Below are 24049 nucleotides of genomic sequence, written 5' to 3'. Positions count from 1 at the left end.
CTCCCAGTCAACTATCCCTGACTAGTCTTGTCATGAAAAAGCCATCACTATTAATATCTTGAGGAAAAATCTGAATCCCCCATTCACTACGACCACTACTGTCCTGCAATACTTCTGGAAGTTCAGCAAAAAACGCAGTATCTACTCGATAAGCTGGGTGTTTTGCGAGGAAATCCTTGATAACTTCTTCATTTTCCTCTTGATCAACGGTACAAGTGCTATACATCAGTTTACCTTCATTTTTTAATAATGGTTCCACATGGTGTAAAATTTCTTTTTGAATTGTTGCTAGCTTCCTGATGTCCTCACTTGTCTTATTATATTTTATATCAGGCTTACTTCGAAGTACACCAAGACCTGAACAAGGTGCATCAATTAGAATTCGATCAAATGTATGGTTAACATGCTTTTCTTGTAGCTTTCGTGCATCTGATTGCGCTGCTTGAATAGATGTTAGCCCTAATTCTTTTGCTTTTTTGTTGACTAATTCTGCTTTTTTCGCGTGCAAATCATACGCCAATACAGTCCCGCTATCATTCATTTTTTCAGCGATATGTGTTGCTTTTCCTCCAGGTGCACTACATGCATCAAGCACGGTCATTCCTTCTTTTAAGTCCATCAATTCTGCTACCAACATAGAGCTTTCATCTTGAATGGTAAATAAAGCTTCCTGAAACGTTTCATCCTTCAAAATATTACCTTCTTCAATTACTAAACCTTGCTCTGAAAAACTGGACAACCTCGTCCCTATATGACTATCTTCCAACCTTGAAAGTAATTGCCTCCTCGTTATACGAAGCGGTTGGACACGAATAGACACTTGTTTATGCGTGATATTGGTTTGACACATTTGTTCGGTAGTTTCGATTCCGTATTGCTGATTCCATCGCTTTACCAACCAGAGTGGATGACTTGTTTCGATACTGACTCGTTTCACTGGATCATTTATAAGCTGATAATCAGGAAAACCGTCCCGTTGTGCCGAGCGTAAAATACCATTTACAAAGTTGGCAATTCCTTTATGTCCTTTTCGCTTAGCAATTTCAACAGACTCATGAATCACAGCATGGTCTGGTACTTTGTCCAAATACTTCATTTGGTAGAAAGATAAATAGAGTAACCATTTCACCCATGTATCGATCTTTTTGTTCGATTTAATAAACGTGTTCAAGTCATATTCAAGTGTTAGCTTTCTTTGCAGTGTACCGTAGACGATTTCTGTAAGTAAACCTCCGTCTCGAGGTTCAAGTTGGTGTTTTTTAAGCATTTGATCAATAACTAGGTGACTATATCCCCCTTGATCACTTATGCGCATTAAAAGGTCGAGTGCTATGTTCCTAATGTTGTATGATTGTTGTTTTGTCATTCGCCTAGTTTCTCTCCTACTGTCATATTGCTTCCTACACCTCTAAGAAAATCTGCTGTCGTCATTTTTTTCTTTCCTGCTGGTTGTACTACTTTTAATTGTATTGCTTTGTGATCACCAGTTGCAACAAGAAGGCCAGCTTCACTAATGTCAATCACGCTACCAGCATGCTCATTAGTTGTTTTGTTTACCTTGGCTGCTTGATAAACTTTCAATACTTTGCCATTCCAGGTCGTAAATGCAACCGGCCAAGGATGTAATCCTCGAATACGATTATAAACATCTTGTTGTGGCTGCGTCCAATCAATTTTTTCTTGATCACGGCTAATATTTGGCGCAAATGTTGCTTGGCTATCATCTTGTGGCTTTCGATTAGCTTCCCCTGAAAATATCGAAGGAATCGTTTCTAGTAATAAATCTGCTCCCAATTCTGATAGTTTGTCATGTAATGTTGATACATCATCATTGTCTTCGATAGTAACTTCTTTCTGACTAATGACATCACCAGCATCTAATTTTTCTGCCATATACATAATCGAGATTCCCGTTTTATCATGCCCCTCGAGAATCGCATAATGAATCGGTGCACCACCCCTTAACTTCGGTAATAATGACGCATGAACATTAACACAACCAAACTTCGGGATTTCTAATAACCCTTTTGGAAGTAATTGACCAAATGCAGCTGTAACAATAAGATCAGGATTTCTCTTCTTAATTTCTTCATAGTCGTCTTTTATTTTTTCCGGTTGAAATACTGGAATACCATGCTTTTCTGCTGCCACTTTCACTGGTGGAGGTGTCAGGATTTTTTTTCTTCCACGAGGGCGATCAGGCTGTGTTACGACTAAATCAATGTGGAAGTCTTCCTTAATCAATCCTTCTAAAACTGGCACAGCAAAATCTGGCGTTCCCATAAAAATGATTTTCTTCATTTAAAAAACTCCTCTTACATTAATGAATATGGTTCAAAATCGACTTGTATCGTTAAATCATGTCGTTGAATATCATCATAATAATGTTCTTGTATTTTGCGAATAATTTCTCTTTGATTCGGTTCATCCTTATATTTTACCATGCACTGGTAGCGATATCTATTATTTATACGAACCATTGGTGAAGGAGTAGGTCCTAAAATAGTGGCATGATCTGACAAATATTTATATAACAGCTTACAAATTGTTTTGGTTACTTCTTGTGCCTTCCATTGATTTGGATGTGAAACTGTAATTAATGTCAAAAAATAATAAGGGGGATAATGAAAGCTTTTACGCATTTCCATTTCTTGCAAAAAGAACTGTTCATAATCATATTGACTAGCTAACTGTACACTGTAATGTTCAGGTGTATAGGTTTGAATAATAACTTCCCCAGGTAAACGATGTCTCCCTGCCCGTCCACTCACTTGTGTCATCAGTTGGAATGTTTTTTCAGCAGACCTGAAATCCGGCAAATGCAACATCGCATCTACTGCTAAAACACCCACAAGCGTTACATTTTCAAAGTCTAGTCCTTTAGCAATCATTTGAGTACCCAATAAAATATTGGCTTGTCCATTTCCAAATTGCTCTAACAGCTTTTTATGTGATCCCTTTCGTCTCGTTGTGTCAACATCCATCCGAATGACACTAGCCTCTGGAATATGTTCTTTTAAGGCTTCCTCGACTTTTTGCGTTCCTGTTCCAAAATAACGAATGGTTTTACTTCCACATGTTCCACATTCTTTCACCATAGGTATTTGATGATCACAATAATGGCATTTTAATTGGCGAGAACTTTTATGAAACGTTAAGGCAATATCACAATTCGGACATTTCATCACATCTCCACATTCACGACACATCACAAAAGTTGAATATCCTCTTCTATTTAAAAATAAAACAACTTGCTGATTCTGATCGATCCTTTCTTTTATCGCATCAAGCAATTTTCGTGAAAACATGGTGCGATTGCCTGCATATAATTCGTCACGCATATCGACTATATCGACAGGAGGCATCGTTCCTTCATTCATACGATCAGGCATTTCTAATAAGTGATAAACACCTTTTTTTGCTCTAGCATACGATTCTAACATTGGTGTCGCACTCCCTAAGACTACAGGACATTTATGATAGGCACCTCGTTTTTTAGCAACTTCTCGTGCGTGATATCTTGGTTGTTCATCTTGCTTATAACTGGTTTCATGTTCTTCATCAATGATGATAATCCCAATATTCTCAAATGGTGCAAAGATTGCCGATCTTGCTCCCACAACAACTTTCACTTCTTGTTTATGAATCTTTGTCCACTCATCAAATTTCTCTCCTGGTGATAATGCACTATGTAAAACCGCCACTTCCGATCCGAATCTACCTTTAAAACGTTGCACCATCTGTGGTGTAAGTGCAATTTCAGGAACCAATACAATGGCTTCTTTTCCTTGATTTAACACTTTTGCGATCGCTTGTAAATACACTTCTGTTTTTCCGCTACCTGTTACACCATGTAATAGAAAGACTTGATCCTGTTTCTCTTCAATTGCTTGCCAAATTGGTTCGATCGCTTGTTGTTGTTGCTTACTTAATGGTAATGGTTGTGTTCTTTCAAAATCGTTGCCTTGATAGGGATCGCGATAAACCTTTTTTTCTATCTTCTTTAAGAGCTTCTTTTCGACTAATTGATTAATGGTAGCTGTAGTCGTTTTAAAATTAGTTAAGAGTACTTTTTGTTCGATCGGATCAGGATGTTGAATAAAGTAATCAATGATCTGTTTTTGTTTTTTCGCCCGGTTCGATATATCTTCTAATGCTTCCTCTAATAAGTATGTCTCTTTATCTGGTGCAATAAACAGTTTTGTTTTCTTCGTTTCTTTAGATTTAACGATATAATTGATTTGCACATGTCCGTTGCGTACCTCTTTTAATAATAGATTATAGTTACCATTTTTTTCGATAAATTCATCGTAATCAAGAACGACTCTTCCTGCAAAAAGCTTTTGTAATTCATCTGGTAAATCGTAATCTGTTAATGCCTCAATTTCCTTTTTGTATTTTGCCTTTAATATCTGCGGTAACATCGCCTGAAATGTTTGGATATAGAAGCTAACCGTTTGCTCGCTAATCCATTTGCCTAGTTGCAATAACTCCTCTGTTAAGACCGGTGTAAGATCCATCACTTCATCAATAAATTTGAGTTTATCCAAATCAGAGTGATCAACAACGTCTAATACAAACCCCATTATTTTTCTTGGCCCAAATGGAAGTGATACACGCATACCTTTTTGCACGAGATTCTCTAGCTTTTCTGGTATCAAATAATCAAACGTATGATTTGTCTGGTTTGAGGGGACATCCACAATAACTTTTGCTACTCGCATACTTAAACCTTCCTTAGTTCAGAATCTATTAGTTGAATAATCTGTTTGGCAATGTTTTTTTTGCTGTCTTGTTCAATTGCCTGTTCTTTCCCATCTCTCGTCATAAATAAAACTTCATTTCGATCAGAGACAAACCCGATATCTTTACGACTAATATCGTTGAGTACAATGGCATCTAGATTTTTCTTCTCAAGCTTTTTCCTTCCGTACCTCTCAATATCTTGTGTTTCTGCAGCAAATCCAACAATAAATTGCTTTGTTTTGTGTTGCCCAAGATAATGTAGAATATCCATGGTCCGTTCCATTTCCAGTGTCAATGGCCCTTCTTGCTTTTTCATCTTGTGTTTGTTTCTTAATGCTGGACGGTAATCTGCTACTGCAGCTGCCTTAATAATAATATCCATATTCTCATAGTGCCTTTTCACTTGTTCAAACATTTCATCCGCACTTGTTACTTCAATCGTTGTGACGTTTACCGGAGGGGTTAATGTTGTGGGTCCTGTTATTAAAATGACTTCCGCCCCGTTTTCCATAGCTGCTTGTGCTAATGCATATCCCATTTTTCCAGAAGAATAATTGGTGAAAAAACGAACCGGATCTAAAGCTTCTCGAGTTGGACCCGCTGTAATTAATACTTTCTTTCCCATCCAGTTATTTGTTCGATTTGTGTCCATTTCTAATAGTTCGACGATGTTTTCCGGTTCTTCCAATCGACCTTTTCCAATATAACCACATGCGAGATAGCCATCACCTGGTTCGATAAAGCGGTAACCCCAGTTCTCCAGTGTATGCAGATTCTGTATCACAGCTGGGTGCTGATACATATGAACATTCATGGCTGGTGCGACATAAACAGGTGCTTGTGTAGCTAAAAGAGTAGTGGTTAACATATCATCCGCAATCCCGTTTGCTATTTTGCCTAAGATATTTGCCGTAGCAGGAGCTAACAACACAAAATCAGCCCAATCTGCCAAATCGATATGTGCTATTTTCGCAGGATCTTTTTCATCAAATGTATCTGTATAAACAGGATTTCTTGATATCGCTTGAAAAGTAAGAGGTGTCACAAATTCAGTTGCATGTTCCGTCATCATTACTCTCACATCTGCCCCAGCCTGTGTTAATTTACTAGTTAATGCAACTGCTTTATATACAGCAATGCCACCAGAGACTCCTAAAACCACTTTCTTTCCGTTTAACATATCGGTAACCCCTTTCCTGATATAGAAGAAACCCCCGCAAGCAGAAGCAATGCGAGGGAGTCTCTTCTATTCAACATCGATATTATTCATTGATCATTTTATACTCAGGATCTACTGTTAATTTCTCCTCTAAGATTTCCTCCAAAGCAAGCCCTACGAAAGTTGCTGCTCTAGGAGTTTCTACCTGGTGCATCTTCGTATCTTGAATTTGTCGTGCTCTTTTGGCAGCAAGTGTTACTAATGTGTATTTGGAATTAATTTTTGTTTGTAATTTATCAATCGATGGCTCCAAAATCATTTTTCATCTACCTCCAATAATGCTTTGTATTGTTTTGCCACTCTTTCGCGTTTACAATGTTCACTTTGTACAATTGCACGAACTTTTCTGACAGCTTCATTTATATTATCATTTACCACAACATAATCATATTTATCCATCATTTCAATTTCATTTCGTGCTTCTTTCAACCGGTTCATGATAAGGGCTTCTGTTTCCGTACCACGGTCAATAATTCGATTTTTTAATTCTTCCAGACTAGGTGGTATTAAAAAGATAAAGACACCTTGTGGGAAGTTTTCTTTCACTTGTAATGCACCTTGAACTTCAATTTCAAGAAAGACATCATGGCCTTTCTCAATTGTATCTTCAACATATTGTTTTGGTGTGCCGTAATAGTTGCCAACATACTCGGCATATTCTAACATTTTTTTCTCATCTATCATTTGTTCAAACTGCTCACGTGTTCGATAAAAATAATCGACACCTTCTTGTTCTCCTTCACGCATCGCTCTTGTTGTCATAGAGATAGAATATTTTAAATTCGTGTCTTGTTCAAATAACGCTTTTCGTACTGTTCCTTTTCCTACTCCAGATGGTCCAGATAGAATAAACAGTATTCCTTTCTCATCTATCAACATAGCTCCTCCTACTACTCTTCATTTATTTCGTCATGACTAATCACTCTTTGGCCGACAGTTTCTGGTTGAACAGCTGACAACACTACATGGTCACTATCTGTAATGATAACCGCTCTTGTTCTTCTGCCATATGTAGCGTCTACCAGTTTATTATTATCTCTTGCAACCGTAATAATACGTTTGATTGGAGCAGATTCTGGTGACACAATGGAAATGATTCTATTTGCAGACACCACGTTTCCAAAACCTATATTAATTAACTTCAAACTCATCTCGAGCTCCCCCTTAAATTGTAAAGAACAACTTATTCTACATTTTGTATTTGTTCTTTCATTTTTTCTGCTTCACTTTTTAAATAAACAATTTGCTCACTGATCCACACGTCATTTGACTTAGAACCTATTGTATTTAACTCTCTGTTTAATTCTTGAACAATAAAATCTAATTTTCTACCAATCGGATCAGTCTCCTCCATCATTTGCTGAAATTGCTTAATATGACTTTTTATTCTCGTTAACTCTTCAGAAATGTCGCCTTTTTCTGCAAGCAACGCAACTTCCTGATAGAGTCTCGAATCTTCGGAAACAGGCGTATCTTCAAGATATCTGTTAATACGCTCAAGTATTCGCTCTTGATACTCTATTATAACAATTTTTCGTCTTTCACCCAACTGTTTTATATTATGAAGTATATTTTCTGTTCTCATCAAGAGATCTTTTCTTAACTCAGCTCCCTCGGTTGTTCGCATTTGATTTACTTTAGTGACCGCTTTTTCTAATGTTTTTTTCACATGTGTTTCTGTGTCAGAGCTTATTTCTTCCTTTTCTTCAATGTGAAATATATCGGGAAACTGACTGATCATTTCCACTGAGATTTCTCCTGCCAATTGGTATTTTGTTTGTAATTGTTTTACATGATCAACGTATTGATCCACTAAGTCCCAATCTGTCTTTAATTGTTTACGGTGGGTATAGGTACCGGAAATATGTATAGAAACGTTGATTTTTCCCCGTTTCATCTTATTTTGAATGATTTTTTTCAATTGATCTTCAATAGCTAATAAAAAATGAGGCATATGAAAAGTAATGTCGAGATAACGATGGTTAACCGCTTTAATTTCTGCATTAATCTCCAATTGTTCATTCCGAAACTCTTCTCTGCCAAAACCAGTCATGCTTAACATATTTCATATCCCTTCCATTTACAGTATAAACACTAGTTTCTAACCATAATCATCATATCAAAAATTCTATTCAATAGACAAATAATTCTTCGATTTTTTTCCACCTATAAAATTTGTGTTCAAAAGTTAGCAAATAAGAAACAAGAAGGTCAAAGCGCTGTAGTTTCGAGTAGTGGAACGTATGCTTTTAGATACGTGAGCGACGGAGAAACAAGACAACTAAGAGATTCGCCGCTTATCATTTGGTGACTTTTTGAACAACTTCTATAAGAAATGGTATAATGAAAGAATGAGGTGATTTAAATGGTATTTGATGGAATTGTTACACGTGCAATAACACACGAACTTCATCAGGAAATGGCATCAGGACGTGTATTAAAAATATATCAACCTACAGATACCGAATTACTATTTACAATTAGAAAATTCGGTACCAATAAACAACTTTTAATTAGTGCTCATTCAAGCTATGCTAGGATGCATTTTACAACAGATACATACGAAAATCCTACAGAACCTTCGATGTATTGTATGATGCTTCGTAAATATTTAAATGGAAGTTTTATTGAATCGGTTGAGCAAATGGAAAACGAAAGAATCATTCATATTCATTTTCAGACGAAAAATGAAATCGGAGACCAAAGCGTAAAAACATTGATAGTGGAACTGATGGGGAAACATAGTAATATCATTTTAGTTGATCAAGAACGTCAGGTGATACTTGAAAGCATTAAACATGTTTCAAGTGCTCAAAATCGACATCGATCGATTTTACCTGGCAGCTCGTATGTGCAACCACCTGATCAAGGGAAATACAATCCGTTAACTATTGATGGCGATACATTTATTCGAAAATTGGATTTCAATGCAGGAAAACTTGATCAACAAATTGTCAATACCTATATGGGGGTTTCTCCTGTTTTAGCAAAGGAAATAGTAGCGCGAGCAGGGCTTGGAAAAACAGATGCTTTTAAAGACGCTTTTACAAGCATTCAACAGCAAATACTAGAACATCAATATGAACCTTTTATATCGAGGAATAAAAAAGAAGGATTTTATGTTTTACCTTTATCGTTCAAAGATGGAGAGAAAGAGTATTTTAATTCTGTCAGCAGTATGTTAGATACGTTTTATTCCGGTAAGGCTGAACGTGACCGAGTAAAACAAAAAGCTGGTGATTTATTACGCTTTTTAACGAATGAACAAAAGAAAAACAAACGAAAGCTAGTGAAATTAGACAAAACATTGGAGCAAGCAAAAAATGCTGACCGCTACCAACGAGATGGAGAATTGTTAACAGCTCACATGCATTTAGTGAAAAAAGGCGATAAAGAAGTCAAAGTAGTCGATTACTATGACCCAAATCAAGCGAAAAGAACGATTGCTTTAAACGAGAATAAAACACCAAGTGAAAATGCGCAAGCTCTATTCAAAAAGTATCATAAATTAAAAACGTCGAAACAGATGGTTGAAGAAGAGAAAAAGAAAACCTATCAAGAAATGGAATATTTAGACCAAGTGATCGAACAAATTGACACTGCTAGAGAACAGGATATCGAGGAAATACGTGAGGAGTTACAGGAACAAGGATATTTAAAGAAGCGACAAACGAAAACAAAGCAAAAAAAGAAAACGAAAAAACCAGTTCCGGAAATCTTTTATGCTTCAGACGGAACCGAAATTTTGGTTGGGAAAAACAATAAACAAAATGAATATTTGACCAATCGTATAGCGCGCAAGGATGAAGTCTGGTTGCATACAAAGGATATTCCCGGTTCACACGTTGTGATTCGTTCAACAGATCCTAATGAAGATACTTTACTAGAAGCAGCACAGTTGGCCGCTAATTTCAGTAAATCCAAACATTCTTCTTCTGTTCCGGTTGACTATACGTTAATCAGACATGTAAAAAAACCAAATGGTGCGAAACCAGGCTTTGTCACCTATGATAACCAAAAAACATTGTTTGTGACACCTGATCAAAGCTATTTGACAAAATTAAAAGCAACACCCTCAAGCTAATCGTTCAATCGGTCTGATATATTCCCCTTAAGGTAGATAGATTAATAAATAAAATCTGGTTCCATCTTAGGGGGAATTTTTATGCCGGCAGTCTACCAGCTTACACTTCTTGTAATGCATTGACCGTGATAAACTGATAATCTCTCTCAGATAACGTTTCTAAAATACCTTCGATGGCCTGAAGTTCTTTCCCTGTATCATCATACATTGGATGCATCAATATAATGGAGCCTGGCTCTATATTTTCTACTACGTAGTTTACTTTATCAGCAGCTTCTTCATAAAAACTATCTGGTTCAAGATTCCACATAATCGTTTCGATGTTATTGTTATGTAAATACCATGGCAACGCAATAATTTTCTTTCCGTTTGGCGGGCGAAAATCAATTTGTCCTTCATAACCAATATCTCTAATTAATTGGTCTGTTTTTTCAATTTCGTTTTTAATAAACGATGGCGATTTGAAAATCATTCGATTGTGAGAATAAGTATGATTTGCTACCTGGTGTCCAGCTTGCACGATAGCTTCAGCCTCTTCTGGGAAGTCTTCTATATATTCCCCAATCAGAAAAAATGTCGCTTTTGCATTATATGTATCTAACAACGCTAGAATCTCATGAACATTTTCAGTAGGACCGTCATCAAACGTCAGTGCTACGACTTTTTCATTTGTTTCAACTTTGGCAGTTATATCTCCAAATAATTGAAAGGTTCTAGAATTCATTAACTTATATCCACCAAATAATATGAATACGAAACAAATCACCATGATAGTAATTAAAACGATTGGTTTTCTCATATCCAATACCTTCTCTTTCATCATATGATCAATAACATGAATAACTAATACTCCATTAATATAACACAGAACATCAACTAGGTAATTGGAGATAGCAAGACTCATTCACGATATAGTAAAGTCATATAAAATAACAGTCTATAAATCATATGATTAACAAGCTTGTTTTTAATTCATTCGTATGTCCTTTTGCATCGACTCGAACAGCATCGCAGAGAAATATCCTGAAACATCTGTAAAATATAGTTATGGACTAGCTTTTACTTCCTTGTTTATTATCTCTCGTCCACCTCGATTATCTTTCCCACATAAGTAGATTGTGGTCGATATATCGTATTATTGTCAGCTTGTTCAAGTACATGAGCAGTCCAACCAACCACCCTACTTGCAGTAAATGTCGGTGTGAAAAGTTGTGGATCTAGGTTAATAGACTTCATAATTGCCGCTGCGTAAAATTCTACATTTGTATATAAAGAACGACCTGGCTTTAATTCATTTAATACTTTAACTGCTACATCTTCCGCATGAATGGCAAGATCTAACCAGTCATCTGAACCTTTCGATTGAAGCAAGGTCTCTCGTAATGCAATTGCTCGAGGATCATGTGTTTTATAAACACGGTGTCCAAATCCCATTAACTTTTCACCATTGTTCAGCTTATTTCTAATCACTTTTTCTGCATTTTCTTTTATGGCTATTTCCTCCAATAATTGGATCACTCCTGAAGGAGCTCCACCATGTAAAGGTCCTTTCATCGTTCCGATTGCAGTAGTTATACTCGATACTAAATCAGATTCTGTTGAAGCGGTGACTCTAGCAGAGAAAGTGGACGCATTCATTCCATGCTCCATTGTCAAAATCATGTATGTTTCTAATCCATCCACTTGAGCTTTAGTTGGCTTTTTTCCGTTTAGCATGAATAAATAGTTTTCAACGTGACCGTAAGCATCATTTGGTTCATTAGCAACATTCCCGTTAATTTTATTGTACCAATAAGCGATAATACTAGGAATTAATGCTGTTAATCTTATAGCTTGAGTAATCGAAGGCTTCCATTGATAATCTGTAGTTCCTTCTGCTGATATAACCGTTCTAATTACGCTCATCACATCCATATTTTGCGGTAGATGCTCCATTATGGACTTGATTGTTGCTGTTAAATGTCGATTTCTGATTAGTTCAGTCTTTAGGTTTTCTAATTCATCTGCAGTTGGTAAATAGCCATACCAAAGCAAATAGGCAACCTCTTCAAATGAATTGGATTTTGTCAATTGTTTCGTTTCATATCCTCTATAAATAAGTTGTCCCTTTTCACCGTCAATATGGCTAATATACGTCTCTGCTGCTACAACTCCTTTTAGCCCTTGATTAATCATTTTCCTCTTCCTTTCTGATAGAACTTCATTTATAAATATTGTATAATAACAATTTGATTATAAAAATTAAATATCTTTAAATATATTGATTAATAAATTAAATAAGGAGGATGAATATGGAGTTTAGTTGGATTCGTACATTTATTACTGCGGCTAAAACAGGCAATTTTCGAAAAACTGCTGAACATTTATTTATTTCACAACCTTCTGTAACTGTACATATTAAACAATTGGAAAAAGAACTTGGAGTTCAGTTATTTCAAAGAGATGGTAAACGTGTAAAATTAACCGAAGCTGGTAGCAAGTATTTAAACCATGCCATCCATTTGACAGAGGTATACGAAGCAGGAATCGAGGATATCAAAACCTTTAGCCAAGGTTTCACAACAAAATTAACCTTAGCTATCTCCCCTCTCATTGCTGATACAATTATGCCTTTTGTGCTTAAACAATATATTAAAAAACACCCAGAAGTAGAAATCACAATAGAGATTGTAGAATCAAAAGATATTGAACAAGTAGTTAATGAAGAGACGGTAGATATTGGTCTATCATGTCTTCCGAGTTTCCATCCTGACCTTATGAACCAATTACTTTATGATGATAAAGTTGTTTTGGTTGCACCTCATGATGGAATCGATTTTGAAGCGGCCCTACCGTTAGACGAAGAGGAAATATTATCCTCCAATCGCTTGTTGACACATAATCACCCTGGCTACTGGGATGCATTAATCCAAAATATAAAATTATTCTACCCAGGTATTCAAATGATGAAAGTTTCCCAAACTCATATTACGAAGCGTTTTATTATAGAGGGCTTAGGGGTATCCTTTCTACCCTATTCAACGGTAAGAAAGGAACTACTTGAAGGAAAAATGATCAAGGTCGATATTCAGTCTTTTCTACCACCCAAAGCAAATACATATGCTATCTATAAATTTGATCATCAAAAGCAAAGGGAGTTTTTGGAATTTATTTCTCAATATCATCTCTAATACTTACTAGTGATTTTAGATTGAGCTTCCGTATTAGTTAGAAAGGGTTGTAAAACGAATTTTTCAACATCTATACCGAAATATTTCCTATGTGTTTGATTTGACTTTTATATGATAATTTATGTTATATACTTATGGTGTTTTAATCTCCTGCCATTAATAAAATTTTGAAACCCTAATCGCTTTCGACCCGTATACCCAATAGGAGGTATTTATATGAAAAGCTGCCATTACATATTTGTGTCTTGTTTGCTCTTGATCGGCTGTTCAGTCGCATCACCACCTGATGATGAAAAAATAATTGGTATGCTGATTGACCAGGAGTTTGAAAGGGTATACAACGATATTGTTGCTAGTGAATTGAAAAACTCGATGACAGTAAATGAATTTATCGAGAAATGGGAAGAAAATGCTCACGGTGAATTTGAGAACACTCATTCCTTAAAAAGTTCGAAACGAGGAGATGCCTATCGTGTCATAGAGGCCGAAATTGAATATAGCGATTCAGCCTTTCAATTGCGTCTAACACTTAATCAAGAAAATAAAATAGTTGGATTTGCCACTTCTGAGCTTGCTCTATTACCAAACTCTATTATTGAGAAGGATGTAACAGTCGGTGAAGGTACGGATTATGAACTTGACGGGACGTTAACATTGCCAAAAAATCAACAGAAAAATCTACCTGCAGTAGTACTTGTTCATGGATCAGGTCCTAGCGATAGAAACGAAGCTGTTTATCAATATGAGCCGTTTCGTGATATTGCATGGGGACTAGGTGAAAAAGGGATTGCTGTGCTTCGTTATGATAAGCGCACATTTAGCTATCAATTATCCAATGATCTGACGGTTCAAGAAGAAACAATAGAGGATGCCATACGAGCTGGTGAACTTTTGAAAAAAAATTCACGGATTGACTCGGATCAAGTCTATCTTCTTGGTCATAGTTTAGGAGGAATGCTTGCTCCGAGAATTGATCTGGATGGAGATTTTGCCGGGTTAATCATCCTTGCTGGATCGCCTAGACCATTATGGGAAATCATCTATGATCAAAATATGGAGATGAATCTCAATGAGGATGAGCAGCAACAAATTGAACAAGAATACGAAAAAGCTCAGCAAATCTCCAATATGACTATAGACGAAGCAAAAGAAGAAACCGTGTTTGGACTCCCCGCTTACTATTTCAAAGAAATGAACAACTATGATGCTGGAAGATTGGCACAAGAGTCGACTAAACCAATGTTATTTTTACAAGGTGAGGATGATTTTCAAGTTTATCCAGACATCGATTTTTCCATGTGGAAAGAACTTTTGCAAAGAAACGATAACGCCACTTTCATTAGCTATCCTGGACTCAACCACTTTTTTATAGATTATGACGGACCTGGTGCGGGTACAGTTGCCGAATATGCGCAACCTGGAAAAGTTGACGTAATAGTCATTAATGATATTGCTGATTGGATATCTGACCAAAACTAATTAACGGAGGTAGTATTTATGAAAAAAACCGTACTTTTATTTATCTCGATTTTTATCATTTTCGCATTAGTTGCTTGTACAGGTGACTCCGATAAAGAGCTTTCAGAAGATACTGCAGAAGAAGCTAAAAATGAAGAAATGTCTGAGCAAGAGAATCCTCAATCCGAAAAAATCATTGGCATTGCCGATTCCTTTATTGAAGACATTGCTACTGGTGAGTATGAAGCTGCGGGCGAACATTTTGATGATACAATGAAAGAAGAGTTAACTCCAGATGCTCTCGAAGACTTGTGGAGGACTTTACAAGACCAAGTTGGAACATATATCGATCATGAATATTCATCGACACAAGAAGCTGATGGATATCAAGTGGTATTGCTGGACGGATTATTCGAAAGTTCTGATGTCGTATTTCAAGTTACTTTTGACGATAATCAGAAAATAGCAGGGTTTTTTATTCATTAATAAGAAAGCTCAGGTAAGAAAGGCATTTATAATATCTTTTTTTGAAATTCCTTTGCTGGTGAAGGTGCCAGTCATTTCCACATATTATTAAGACAATAATATGGAATGAAAATAGATACTTAAAAAGGAAGTGTGTTTTGTTGGAGTATTATAATTCATAGAGAGACTGAACTTCTTCACCTTTTAGATAATAATGCCTTTCTGCAAAGTTTTCATATTATTGCACTGGCACCTAAGTTACCGTTTAATAACTTTTAACATGTTTTAGGTGTTTGTATAGAATAATTGCTTTTTTGCATCTTTTAGCTACAACTGATAAGCCTTCCGCTCTCCATGAGTATACACGAAGTCAATCATACCTCTATAAGTAAACCCTGCTGCTAAAATAACTTTTTCCATAATTATATTTGTCGGGGATGGATCGATCCTGATATTTTGGTATTTCAAGTTGTAAGCATATTCAATTAAAGTCATGGAGAAGCGTTTTGACCAAGCCTTTACCTCGAACATTCCTATCTATAACAGCACAATTGATTATTAGATCATTATTTGCTTTTCCTTCCCTACTACCTTTTAACATATCCTTCTAGGTTCTTTCCCTCCCAAGCACTAGTGTACCATATCAATACATAAGTATAATCATTCACAATATCAACTTTGGCAGTATCTGGAATAGGCACATAACCATCCGCCATTGAGGCAAGTCTTGTTCTCTTAAGTAAGCCATAACAACTTTTTATTGCATCCGTATTAGTTGTCTCAGCATTGCGTGTATATCTCTGTTATTTTTTATCCCCTAACTCCTCTTATTTTTAACACGCTTATTTCATACCGCTTTTAAAGATGGATGCAGATAAATAAAGGAAGCAATAGTTGCAATTAACCCGCCTATTAATAAAGTGAAAGTAGTACTTAGGTATTCAGCAATAAATCCTGCAATTAAAGCTGATACTGGCATTAGTATCCATGTCATGAAACGACTTGTAGCTTGAACCCGCCCCATCAGATGATCTGGACTTATTATTTGACGTATCGTTACAATACAAGGGCCCACAATCGCAGCAGAAACTGTACCTAGAGCATTCATAAGAGCTAACCATAGAAATGATTCATATAATGTAAACGCTATAATAGATATCCCCCCAATAAATCCTGCAGTAAAAAGGATGCTTCTATATGTAAAATGTTTTTGTAAGAAATTAGTAATTAAAGCACCACCTACAGCTGCAATCCCGCCAATTGAAAAGATGTATCCTATCTGTACAGAATCTAAATGGATAGTGGATTTCAGGTGAATAACCAGCATTGTTAAAAAGAGAGTGGTTCCAAAAGTTGAAAAGAGCATTGCTAAGTTAGTGAAAAGGATAGGTTTTATAGAGAGAACAAACTTAAAGCCCTCCTTTATATCATTAAATATTTTCACACTATTTAATTTGTCTTTATGTAAACTACTATCGATATTAAGACTTAATATAACTAGAAATCCAAGTAGAAAGGACAGGCTATTAATAATCAATCCCACACCTGGATTAAAAATACTAATGAGTATTCCACCTAACCCAGGTGCAATAAATACTGCTGATTGAAATATACCTGTGTTAATTGAATTTACCAGTTGTAAATCCTTTTTTTGGACTAACCTAGGAACTGAGGCGAACTGGGAAGTATTATACACTTGTGTGAATAAGCCAACTATTAATGCTCCAACATATACCTCCCATATAACCAATTGATTCATTATGTATAAAACTCCTAGTAATCCTACAACTAAAAACCTAGCTAAATCACAAAATAAGAGGATTTTTTTACGATTAAAATTATCAGTTAATACGCCAGTAAAAGGTTGGATTAATATTGGAAGTCTCTCCAAGGCTGCTACTATTCCCATACTTAACGGAGATCCAGTGATTGCTAATACAATCAAAGGGAGAGCAATTAAATATATTTGATCACCAAAAAAAGAAACTAAATTACTCCCCATAAATCTAAATACTTGGTAATTCTTTTTGAATTCGGGAATCTTATCTTTTGATTCAACTTGACCAACTGAATAACTCATCATTTTCTCCCCTTTATTATCTAATCACTGTCCAAATACAAACTTAAATCAATTGGTAAGAACTCCATCGCCCTTTGGTTAATTTCATAATTGTTTGTAGAAATCTGAGATATTAACCTAGCTGACTTTAAAATCTTCAAATGATGATGAACGGTTGTTTTACCTAACTTCAGTTCATTGGTCAATTCTTGTAAAGATAAATGTCCACCTTTTATCATTTTAAGTATCTTCAAACGTGTTTCATCACCTAATGCTTTATATCTCTGCACCAATTGTTTATTTGGAACAAATTTTTCATCAGAAATGCTCTCATTCGCTACCGCATAATAATAAACCTTAACATCCTCTAAGTCTGCCTCAACATTCCACGGTCGGTATATATATTGAGGGATGAGAATAACCTTATTAACATCTGATTCTGGAGAGTATTTGACGCCATCAGTGGCCCATTCGATAAATTCTTCTGGTTCTAATCTGTTTAGCATTTTTTCTTTTGAAGCCTTGTCCTTTAATAGGATAGTTTCCAATCTATCCTTTTCAGGTGAAATAATGGATTCGAACCAACCTGACATAACTTCTATTAAGTGGTTCTTTAATTCCTCGACTGAAACACCTTTTATAAACTCTAAGTAACTTGAGAGAAAGGGATGATTTATAGTTATTTTTTGCAATTCGTGCAGTGCCCTTTCTGATCCTTCCAACAACTCATTTTTCAAATGAAGATATTCCTTTCCTAAGTATGGTATTGCTATATCTCTTAACTCCTTAGAGGACATTTTTGTTACATATTCAACAAAAGAGGATAATTGATCAAAGTCCTTTTGATGAAGAATCTGAAGAAGTGTTTTCCAAGTGTTATTCTTTCTTACGTATTCAAGATGTTCTTTCATCACTTTGGATAGAGAGTGATCTATTAATTCTCGATTTTTTCTTGAAATATCTAATGTTTCAATCAATGAATCATTTGTTAATGCTGCTATACCTAATGCTGATTCCCATAAGAGCGAGGCTTTTATCTCAACACTATACTTATTTTTAGATAATTTGGTACTTGTAGAATATAATTCCATATTATCCCTCCTGTTTTCATTCTATATTAATAGAACATAACATTCAATATTTTTAGTAAAATATAAAAAAAAGAAAAGCATTCTCACTAAGAATGCCTCTCAAAAAACTTTTGACCGATTTTATTAAAATTCTATTTAAGATGAGCTTGAAAAAGAACTTTCCACTTTTTCACCTAGTATTATACTTAAACTAGTATCTATTCTAAGGATAATCGTTTTTTATATGTTAAAACTGTGGCAAATTATCTAAGTTATTGCTTGGATCACCATCTGCATCACTACGCAAATGCTTGTCGCCATCCCGTCCTTTAAATGTATTGACATGTTCGATCTCACCGTTATCTGCCATTTGTTGTGCTTGTTTATAATCAACGACTTGTCCAGAAGATAATTTCATTTTCACAATATCTCCATCTTCATTTTTTTGAACAGCTACAATTTGTTCAGCCATTATATCGCCTCCTTTATTTCCTATTTTGCCTATTTGTTAAAAATTTATGCCGATTTCAACGGATCAATTAATTACAAGAGCACAAATTAATCTAATTTAACAAGTAATTTGGTGGATATTATCTATATCTAAATTTTATTTTCAACCCTAATTAACTAACTTGATATAGTTCGCTTTTTGAAGGGGATAAACTTACTGTCAATAAGATTAGTGAGAAAAACATCATTACTAATGATCCTAGAATTACTGTTATTTGAATCGAAATAACTTGAGCAACAGCTCCCATAAGACTTGTTGTCAGAATTATTAACATTGATTCTATAAAACTATAAATACTTCCTACTCTCCCCATCATATCAGCCGGTATATTCATTTGGTAAAATGTGAGAAATCCAGTATTTGCATACGAGATAAAAAAAGCAAGAATAAAAAAACCTATTCCCGCAATAAGAAATGTATTAGAAAAAGCATAAATAATATAACCAAACGAAACTACTACGCTCCCTAATCCAATCAAAATAGAATTTGTTATCCTTTTTACTAAAAAAGAATTTATAATAGCTCCTGCCACGATTCCTGCACCAGCAATGGATACTAGAAGCCCATAATCGCTATCCGACAATGATAAAACATCTTTAGCAAATGCTGCTTCCAGTGAATCAATTGAACCAGCCAATACAACCATTACAAAACTAAACAAGAAGTAAACCATCATTATATATTTCCTTTCACGGCTGAATTTCAGTACTAAGAACCAATCTTTTATGAATAGCTGAATGGAGATATTGTTACCTCCTGAAGAAGGAAGTTTTCCCTTTTCTAGGTTCGGCATTAAACAGGTGATCAATCCAGAAAAAAATAAAGCTATTGCATTTATATAAATTGCAATTGTAGGATTACTAATCAGAAACAATAATCCTGCTATAGCTGGGCCAATTAAAAATGCCCCTGAAGTAACTAAACTATGAAGTGAATTAAATCTTTTTCTATCTTTAGCAGGTATCAGTTTTGTAATATAAGTCATAGATGTTGGCTCAAACATTGAACTAGCCATGTTTATGATAAAAACAACTAGATATATAAGAGGCACGGATGACATCAAAGGCAATAAAGCGATCAATATAGCTCGTATCAAATCAAGAAATATCATAAATTTTCGCTTGTTTATACGGTCTACAAGACTCCCAGCCCAAAAATTTGTAAATAAAGTAGCTAAAGGTTTAATAATATACAATCCTGATACAGTAAGAGGTGAGCCAGTCATATCTAAGACGATTAAGTTTAGTGCTATGAAATAAATCCATTCCCCTACCTTAGATACACCAATACCCAGTAATAAGATGGACGGGTATTTCCAAGACATAATAATATTCTTCATTTATACACCCCCATTTTACATCCTTGAAATATTGTCAAATTCGTTCAAACTGTATAAGAAAAGCGCAGAACGCCCGTTTAGAAACATAACGACTGGAGCGCATCAACTGAGATAAAGGAATCACGGTGAGTTTACGAACCGATGATGACTTATCGTAGGGCGATTCGTGAAGTCGCCTAGTTTCTGGGCGCTCGGAGCTAGACAAGCATACAAATTTTATGCTTTCTTTCCTTACAAAAAAAATCTCACCCCCAAGACCTTAGTCTTGGGGGCGAGATTTAGAATTTATAGTCGCGGTGCCACCCCAGTTTATTAATATGTCACCATATTAACCTCTTCAAGTACGACAAAATATAATTTTGCTTATACTTTAGCCCTATAACAGGAGCCCCTGTCACGCCATCATTTTATAAATCCAACGTGATACTCTGAGGTTTGTTTCAACAAAATAATTCATACTCCTTTTCACCTACTGGAGCTCTCTGATATGAATCCATTTAGTTTACTCTTCTCGTCATTGTATTTTGCATTTGAATGTATAATTTTATTTATGTTAACATTTGGTAGCTAAATATTCAATACTTTTATTTAACATTCACTCTTTATAGTGCGATACAAAGTTAAAGAATAGCACCTGTTATTTATTTGACATAAACTTGTTTTAACATAATACCCATTTTATATGCTGCTTTTTATAAAAATCGATAAAATAATTTTATGTTAATGCGTTTATAAAGTTTTGGCTACTGAATTGGTCGAATCCTTCTTTGAAGACTCTCTCCATAATGCTTTTCTAAATATTATTCCAGTTATACCGATAGCAAATAATGACAATCCGATGAATTGGTACACAACGGTAACACTTATAACACGAACAAGAATTCCACCGACTAACGGGGCAACTAAAACCATTAAACTCGTTAACGAACTGAAAATTCCTGATACACGACCGATATTCTCATTAGTTGATTCTTTTTGCAAAACAAGATTAATACCAAAAGAAAACAATCCTACACCTAATCCCGCAACAAATCCCAAACTAATGGGAATATAGTTTGGAACACCGGCATATAGAAAGCCCATCCCTCCGAAACCTATCCCAATACAAAGTGCACTTCCTCCTAAAAATAATCCATAAGTCTGAATTTTATTAAATCGATTCATTATGAGTAATATCACAAAAGCACCGGCCCCTGCTGCTCCCATTAGCCAGCCGACAAGTTCCGGACGACTCGGAGCAATTTCACGGAGTAATACAGCAATTTGAGCATCCACCATTTGGATCACTATGAAAGACAATAAGGAGAAAGTGATACTTACAAGTAAAATGCGACTTTTAAAAACAGTAGACCAACCTTCACGCCAAGATTGCCAAAAAGAAGTATCACTACTCTCCCCTTCTAAATTTGACTGGATATCGATTTTACCTTTCTTTAAAACACTTATCATAATAAATGCTGACAAGGCGTAAGCTACGGCGTTAAAGAGGATACAAAGCTCTGGTGAGAAAGCAGAGGCCAATGCCCCTCCTAGAAATGGACCAATAATTTTGCTTAATTGATCAACAGAGCCATTTAAAGTGACTGCCTTCACGATTAATTTTTCTTCTACTATGTTTTTAATAAGTGCTTGTTGGGCTGGATAGTGAATAACTGTTAGCGTTGCTCGTAACATTATTATCGGTAAAGCTATCCAAGGATTCGGTGCCATGAATAAAAACAGCGTCAATATTGCCGTTGAAACATCCGCTACCAACATGAGTTTCACTTTATTAAAACGATCTGCCAATATACCAAAGAATTGACTAAAGAGCGCGTGTGGTAATGCAAAAGCAACTGGAATCAAAGCAATAATGAATGGATCTGCTTCCCACACATAGCTAAATAGAATCATAACGGCTACCATGTCAAACCAACGACAAAGCATAGAAACGGAATACGAACTAAACAAACGCATAAAAGTGTTATTTTTCCAGATAGATGTATTTTCCATAAATAATCCTCACCTATTATTGTTTTCATTCATCTTAAATGATCAATGTCAGAGGAATATCAGACAGAAAAAAATAACCTTCAAATCAAATGGAAGGTTATAAGTGTTCTTTAAGTTGACGATCAATTTCAGCTTCTATTTTCTCGAAATCATAGTCTTGATTAAATGTACTCCATTCTGTGTTTAATTGTTTATATAGATCTGGTTCATGTATGTAATGTTGTAACATAAATAAACTAATTTTAATGGTTAAAAATATATGTGATTGGAAGCGAGTTTGACGTGTAATGTGTAAGCCCTTGTGGATTAATCCTTTTCCTTGTTCGTTTTTACCTTGCTGAATAGTAAATAATCCTTTTAAGACATGAAATAGACCGAACTCTCGTTGATAAGGTTTTTCTGAGAAGAAATCGTTCATGTGATTAATGGTTGTTGTTACTTTCGATGGCTCGTTTAAACACATATGGTACATCATCAGGTTTAACTGTAGGAATGGATAAAAGCCGCTTTCTTGTGCAATATGATCATTTGCTATCTCAAAATGTTTCCTTGCCTTTTCAAAATCCCTTGCTAGAATGTAAAAAGTAACTGGTGATAATATCATTGCTTCATCGCGATTGTCATTAGAAAAAATATCTTTTTTTCTAGCATTCTCGTAATATACAATAACCTGATCAGGTTTATCCGTAATCATCATATAAAAGTAAAAGTGGAATAAAGCTTTTTCGGAGAATGAAAATTCTTCTGTATTGATAAAATTAGCAACATCCCCCTTCATAAATGCAATAATAACCCTCATACTTCTTTCAACTTCAATACCAAGAGCCTCCTGTTGAATAAGGGTATTTAATGCTGCTCCTTGGCCGAACAAGTGATATTTGTTAAAAAGATGGGAAGCTAATCGTTTAAATTCTTCGTCATGGACAAGTGGCGATCCTGTTTGTTGATCATGGACTCTTAAACGATACCCATAGCCTTTAACTGTATCAATCGACATGAAGTGGTTCCAAGTATTTAATTTTTTTCGAAGACGATATACATGGTCATCGACAGTGCGATCACTTGGAGCCTCTAGAGGCCATACGGCATTTAATAGTTCTTCTCTTGTAAAAGCATGATTAGCATTATTGAATAAATATTGCAGGAGCGCGAACTCTTTTCTTAGTAATTGTACAATTTCACCTGCATATGTAACGGAATAATTGTCTGTTTGAAAAGATAAATTCATGAGTTCACCTCTGGCCAAAAGAATTGTTATAAATATTATATAAACTGCTTAGGTAGATGATGAAAATTTTACCACAAGCTAAAGTAAGACTATGGGGGGATTTTGATCCCCACTGCTCATTAGCGAAACTCAGCGTCTTTATCCCTAACCTTACAGGCGTCTAGCACCATGATAAATTTATGTACATAACATATTTATTTGAGCAATATGTTATGTACTTTTCACTCTATCCCTGAAAGCAATTCTTAATTGGAAAACTGCTTCATGACATCCAGTAATTCCTCAATGGTTTCTTGTCCCTCACCTTGCTTGATCGCTTCACTGACACAATGTTTGATATGTCGTTCTGTGACTGAAAACCCTACATTTTTAAGTGCTGATTGAATGGCACTTATTTGAACTAATACATCTACACAATATCGATCGTCTTCTACCATTTTTTGTATTCCCCGAACCTGACCTTCTATACGTTTTAAACGGTTAATGACTTTTTGTTTCTCATCATTGGTTCTTGGCTTAATTGGTTGGTCGCGTAAAAATTCATCCACAAAAACACTTCCTCTCTTTGGACTTATGTCATATCCATTATGGATATTCGTATTTTTTGCAAGCGAACTGATAAAGTAAAGCTATTATATCATATCAATGCATTACCAGTTATCGTTCAATCGTGTCAATATATAGTACACTTGGATTATTGCTGAATCC

General features: G+C 35.4%; 21 protein-coding genes and 1 other annotated feature. Of the genes, 4 read left to right on the top strand and 17 right to left on the bottom strand.

The genetic code is table 11. The features are described 5' to 3' along the window. Positions 1-7: 7 nt before the first annotated feature. From rsmB to GHT08_RS03315, 8 genes are all read right to left on the bottom strand, one after another. Entirely contained in the window at positions 8-1366 is a 1359-nt protein-coding gene (gene rsmB / locus GHT08_RS03350; protein ID WP_163579774.1) for a 16S rRNA (cytosine(967)-C(5))-methyltransferase RsmB, read from the bottom strand. Then, positions 1363-2301 (bottom strand): methionyl-tRNA formyltransferase, encoded by a 939-nt coding sequence (gene fmt / locus GHT08_RS03345; protein WP_163579772.1) that lies wholly within the window; start codon positions 2299-2301, stop codon positions 1363-1365. The genes rsmB and fmt overlap by 4 nt, the downstream gene beginning before the upstream one ends. Before the next feature lie 14 nt (positions 2302-2315). Beyond that, positions 2316-4724, bottom strand: a complete 2409-nt coding sequence (priA, locus tag GHT08_RS03340) for a primosomal protein N' (protein WP_163579770.1) — start codon at positions 4722-4724, stop codon at positions 2316-2318. Positions 4725-4726: 2 nt separating this feature from the next. Further along, the gene (coaBC, locus tag GHT08_RS03335) at positions 4727-5926 is read right to left on the bottom strand and encodes a bifunctional phosphopantothenoylcysteine decarboxylase/phosphopantothenate--cysteine ligase CoaBC (RefSeq protein WP_163579769.1); all 1200 of its coding nucleotides are present in this window, start codon (positions 5924-5926) and stop codon (positions 4727-4729) included. 82 nt (positions 5927-6008) lie between these two features. Next, positions 6009-6224: a DNA-directed RNA polymerase subunit omega gene (rpoZ, locus tag GHT08_RS03330; protein WP_018932724.1), complete on the bottom strand. Its 216-nt coding sequence runs from the start codon at positions 6222-6224 to the stop codon at positions 6009-6011. Next, a complete protein-coding gene (gene gmk / locus GHT08_RS03325) occupies positions 6221-6841 on the bottom strand; it encodes a guanylate kinase (RefSeq protein WP_163579767.1) in 621 nt (206 codons plus the stop codon). Before gmk ends, rpoZ begins: the two co-directional genes overlap by 4 nt. A 14-nt stretch (positions 6842-6855) precedes the next feature. Continuing rightward, complete coding sequence (remA, locus tag GHT08_RS03320; protein ID WP_018932726.1) at positions 6856-7116, bottom strand: extracellular matrix/biofilm regulator RemA; 261 nt, start codon at positions 7114-7116, stop codon at positions 6856-6858. Between the two features lie 32 nt (positions 7117-7148). After that, on the bottom strand, positions 7149-8027 hold the full coding sequence (locus tag GHT08_RS03315) for a YicC/YloC family endoribonuclease (protein ID WP_163579765.1): 879 nt from the start codon (positions 8025-8027) through the stop codon (positions 7149-7151). Positions 8028-8330: 303 nt separating this feature from the next. Between GHT08_RS03315 and GHT08_RS03310 the strand changes: the two genes are divergently transcribed. Next, the gene (locus tag GHT08_RS03310) at positions 8331-10049 is read left to right on the top strand and encodes an Rqc2 family fibronectin-binding protein (RefSeq protein WP_163579763.1); all 1719 of its coding nucleotides are present in this window, start codon (positions 8331-8333) and stop codon (positions 10047-10049) included. A gap of 100 nt (positions 10050-10149) precedes the next feature. Here GHT08_RS03310 and GHT08_RS03305 read toward each other — a convergent pair whose 3' ends face one another. Together GHT08_RS03305 and GHT08_RS03300 are read right to left on the bottom strand one after the other, a co-directional pair. Continuing rightward, positions 10150-10848 (bottom strand): polysaccharide deacetylase family protein, encoded by a 699-nt coding sequence (locus tag GHT08_RS03305; RefSeq protein ID WP_163579761.1) that lies wholly within the window; start codon positions 10846-10848, stop codon positions 10150-10152. Positions 10849-11123: 275 nt separating this feature from the next. Beyond that, a complete protein-coding gene (locus tag GHT08_RS03300; protein ID WP_163579759.1) occupies positions 11124-12224 on the bottom strand; it encodes a citrate synthase/methylcitrate synthase in 1101 nt (366 codons plus the stop codon). 116 nt (positions 12225-12340) lie between these two features. Here GHT08_RS03300 and GHT08_RS03295 point away from each other — a divergent pair, with 116 nt between their 5' ends. The 3 genes from GHT08_RS03295 to GHT08_RS03285 all read left to right on the top strand — a co-directional run bounded on the left by GHT08_RS03295 (position 12341) and on the right by GHT08_RS03285 (position 15163). Beyond that, positions 12341-13219 (top strand): LysR family transcriptional regulator, encoded by an 879-nt coding sequence (locus tag GHT08_RS03295; protein ID WP_163579757.1) that lies wholly within the window; start codon positions 12341-12343, stop codon positions 13217-13219. A gap of 216 nt (positions 13220-13435) precedes the next feature. Continuing rightward, a complete protein-coding gene (locus GHT08_RS03290) occupies positions 13436-14698 on the top strand; it encodes an alpha/beta hydrolase (protein WP_163579755.1) in 1263 nt (420 codons plus the stop codon). Between the two features lie 18 nt (positions 14699-14716). Next, a complete protein-coding gene (locus tag GHT08_RS03285) occupies positions 14717-15163 on the top strand; it encodes a DUF3887 domain-containing protein (RefSeq protein ID WP_163579753.1) in 447 nt (148 codons plus the stop codon). Positions 15164-15989: 826 nt separating this feature from the next. Here the strand turns inward: GHT08_RS03285 and GHT08_RS03280 are convergent. The 7 genes from GHT08_RS03280 to GHT08_RS03250 form a co-directional block, all read right to left on the bottom strand. Continuing rightward, a complete protein-coding gene (locus GHT08_RS03280) occupies positions 15990-17222 on the bottom strand; it encodes an MFS transporter (RefSeq protein ID WP_163579751.1) in 1233 nt (410 codons plus the stop codon). A 20-nt stretch (positions 17223-17242) separates the two neighbouring features. After that, positions 17243-18292 carry an ArsR/SmtB family transcription factor gene (locus tag GHT08_RS03275; RefSeq protein WP_163579749.1) on the bottom strand — a complete coding sequence of 350 codons (1050 nt, stop codon included), beginning with the start codon at positions 18290-18292 and terminating at the stop codon, positions 17243-17245. Between the two features lie 226 nt (positions 18293-18518). Further along, positions 18519-18743 carry a DUF3892 domain-containing protein gene (locus GHT08_RS03270; RefSeq protein ID WP_153836514.1) on the bottom strand — a complete coding sequence of 75 codons (225 nt, stop codon included), beginning with the start codon at positions 18741-18743 and terminating at the stop codon, positions 18519-18521. Between the two features lie 151 nt (positions 18744-18894). After that, positions 18895-20121, bottom strand: a complete 1227-nt coding sequence (locus tag GHT08_RS03265) for an MFS transporter (protein WP_163579747.1) — start codon at positions 20119-20121, stop codon at positions 18895-18897. Between the two features lie 264 nt (positions 20122-20385). Next, positions 20386-20648: a binding site (T-box leader), on the bottom strand. A 202-nt stretch (positions 20649-20850) separates the two neighbouring features. Further along, positions 20851-22113 (bottom strand): MFS transporter, encoded by a 1263-nt coding sequence (locus GHT08_RS03260; protein WP_163579746.1) that lies wholly within the window; start codon positions 22111-22113, stop codon positions 20851-20853. A gap of 97 nt (positions 22114-22210) precedes the next feature. Then, the gene (locus tag GHT08_RS03255; protein WP_163579745.1) at positions 22211-23341 is read right to left on the bottom strand and encodes a winged helix-turn-helix domain-containing protein; all 1131 of its coding nucleotides are present in this window, start codon (positions 23339-23341) and stop codon (positions 22211-22213) included. A 245-nt stretch (positions 23342-23586) separates the two neighbouring features. Continuing rightward, positions 23587-23889, bottom strand: a complete 303-nt coding sequence (locus tag GHT08_RS03250; protein ID WP_163579744.1) for a metal-sensing transcriptional repressor — start codon at positions 23887-23889, stop codon at positions 23587-23589. Positions 23890-24049: the final 160 nt, after the last annotated feature.

The organism is Gracilibacillus saliphilus (genome assembly GCF_010994085.1).
Taxonomy (GTDB): Bacteria; Bacillota; Bacilli; order Bacillales; family Amphibacillaceae; genus Gracilibacillus; species Gracilibacillus lacisalsi.
This window is presented reverse-complemented; position numbering and strand designations above follow the sequence as displayed.

Excerpts from the sequence above, each read along its gene's own strand:
- GHT08_RS03275 (WP_163579749.1), bottom strand. The coding sequence starts at position 18,292 with ATGGAATTATATTCTACAAGTACCAAATTATCTAAAAATAAGTATAGT.
- rpoZ (WP_018932724.1), bottom strand. The coding sequence starts at position 6,224 with ATGATTTTGGAGCCATCGATTGATAAATTACAAACAAAAATTAATTCC.
- GHT08_RS03270 (WP_153836514.1), bottom strand. The coding sequence starts at position 18,743 with ATGGCTGAACAAATTGTAGCTGTTCAAAAAAATGAAGATGGAGATATT.
- GHT08_RS03265 (WP_163579747.1), bottom strand. The coding sequence starts at position 20,121 with ATGAAGAATATTATTATGTCTTGGAAATACCCGTCCATCTTATTACTG.
- rsmB (WP_163579774.1), bottom strand. The coding sequence starts at position 1,366 with ATGACAAAACAACAATCATACAACATTAGGAACATAGCACTCGACCTT.
- coaBC (WP_163579769.1), bottom strand. The coding sequence starts at position 5,926 with ATGTTAAACGGAAAGAAAGTGGTTTTAGGAGTCTCTGGTGGCATTGCT.
- GHT08_RS03315 (WP_163579765.1), bottom strand. The coding sequence starts at position 8,027 with ATGTTAAGCATGACTGGTTTTGGCAGAGAAGAGTTTCGGAATGAACAA.
- fmt (WP_163579772.1), bottom strand. The coding sequence starts at position 2,301 with ATGAAGAAAATCATTTTTATGGGAACGCCAGATTTTGCTGTGCCAGTT.
- GHT08_RS03280 (WP_163579751.1), bottom strand. The coding sequence starts at position 17,222 with ATGAGTTATTCAGTTGGTCAAGTTGAATCAAAAGATAAGATTCCCGAA.
- GHT08_RS03290 (WP_163579755.1), top strand. The coding sequence starts at position 13,436 with ATGAAAAGCTGCCATTACATATTTGTGTCTTGTTTGCTCTTGATCGGC.
- GHT08_RS03255 (WP_163579745.1), bottom strand. The coding sequence starts at position 23,341 with ATGAATTTATCTTTTCAAACAGACAATTATTCCGTTACATATGCAGGT.
- GHT08_RS03295 (WP_163579757.1), top strand. The coding sequence starts at position 12,341 with ATGGAGTTTAGTTGGATTCGTACATTTATTACTGCGGCTAAAACAGGC.
- GHT08_RS03285 (WP_163579753.1), top strand. The coding sequence starts at position 14,717 with ATGAAAAAAACCGTACTTTTATTTATCTCGATTTTTATCATTTTCGCA.
- GHT08_RS03305 (WP_163579761.1), bottom strand. The coding sequence starts at position 10,848 with ATGAGAAAACCAATCGTTTTAATTACTATCATGGTGATTTGTTTCGTA.
- GHT08_RS03310 (WP_163579763.1), top strand. The coding sequence starts at position 8,331 with ATGGTATTTGATGGAATTGTTACACGTGCAATAACACACGAACTTCAT.
- GHT08_RS03260 (WP_163579746.1), bottom strand. The coding sequence starts at position 22,113 with ATGGAAAATACATCTATCTGGAAAAATAACACTTTTATGCGTTTGTTT.
- GHT08_RS03300 (WP_163579759.1), bottom strand. The coding sequence starts at position 12,224 with ATGATTAATCAAGGGCTAAAAGGAGTTGTAGCAGCAGAGACGTATATT.
- remA (WP_018932726.1), bottom strand. The coding sequence starts at position 7,116 with ATGAGTTTGAAGTTAATTAATATAGGTTTTGGAAACGTGGTGTCTGCA.
- priA (WP_163579770.1), bottom strand. The coding sequence starts at position 4,724 with ATGCGAGTAGCAAAAGTTATTGTGGATGTCCCCTCAAACCAGACAAAT.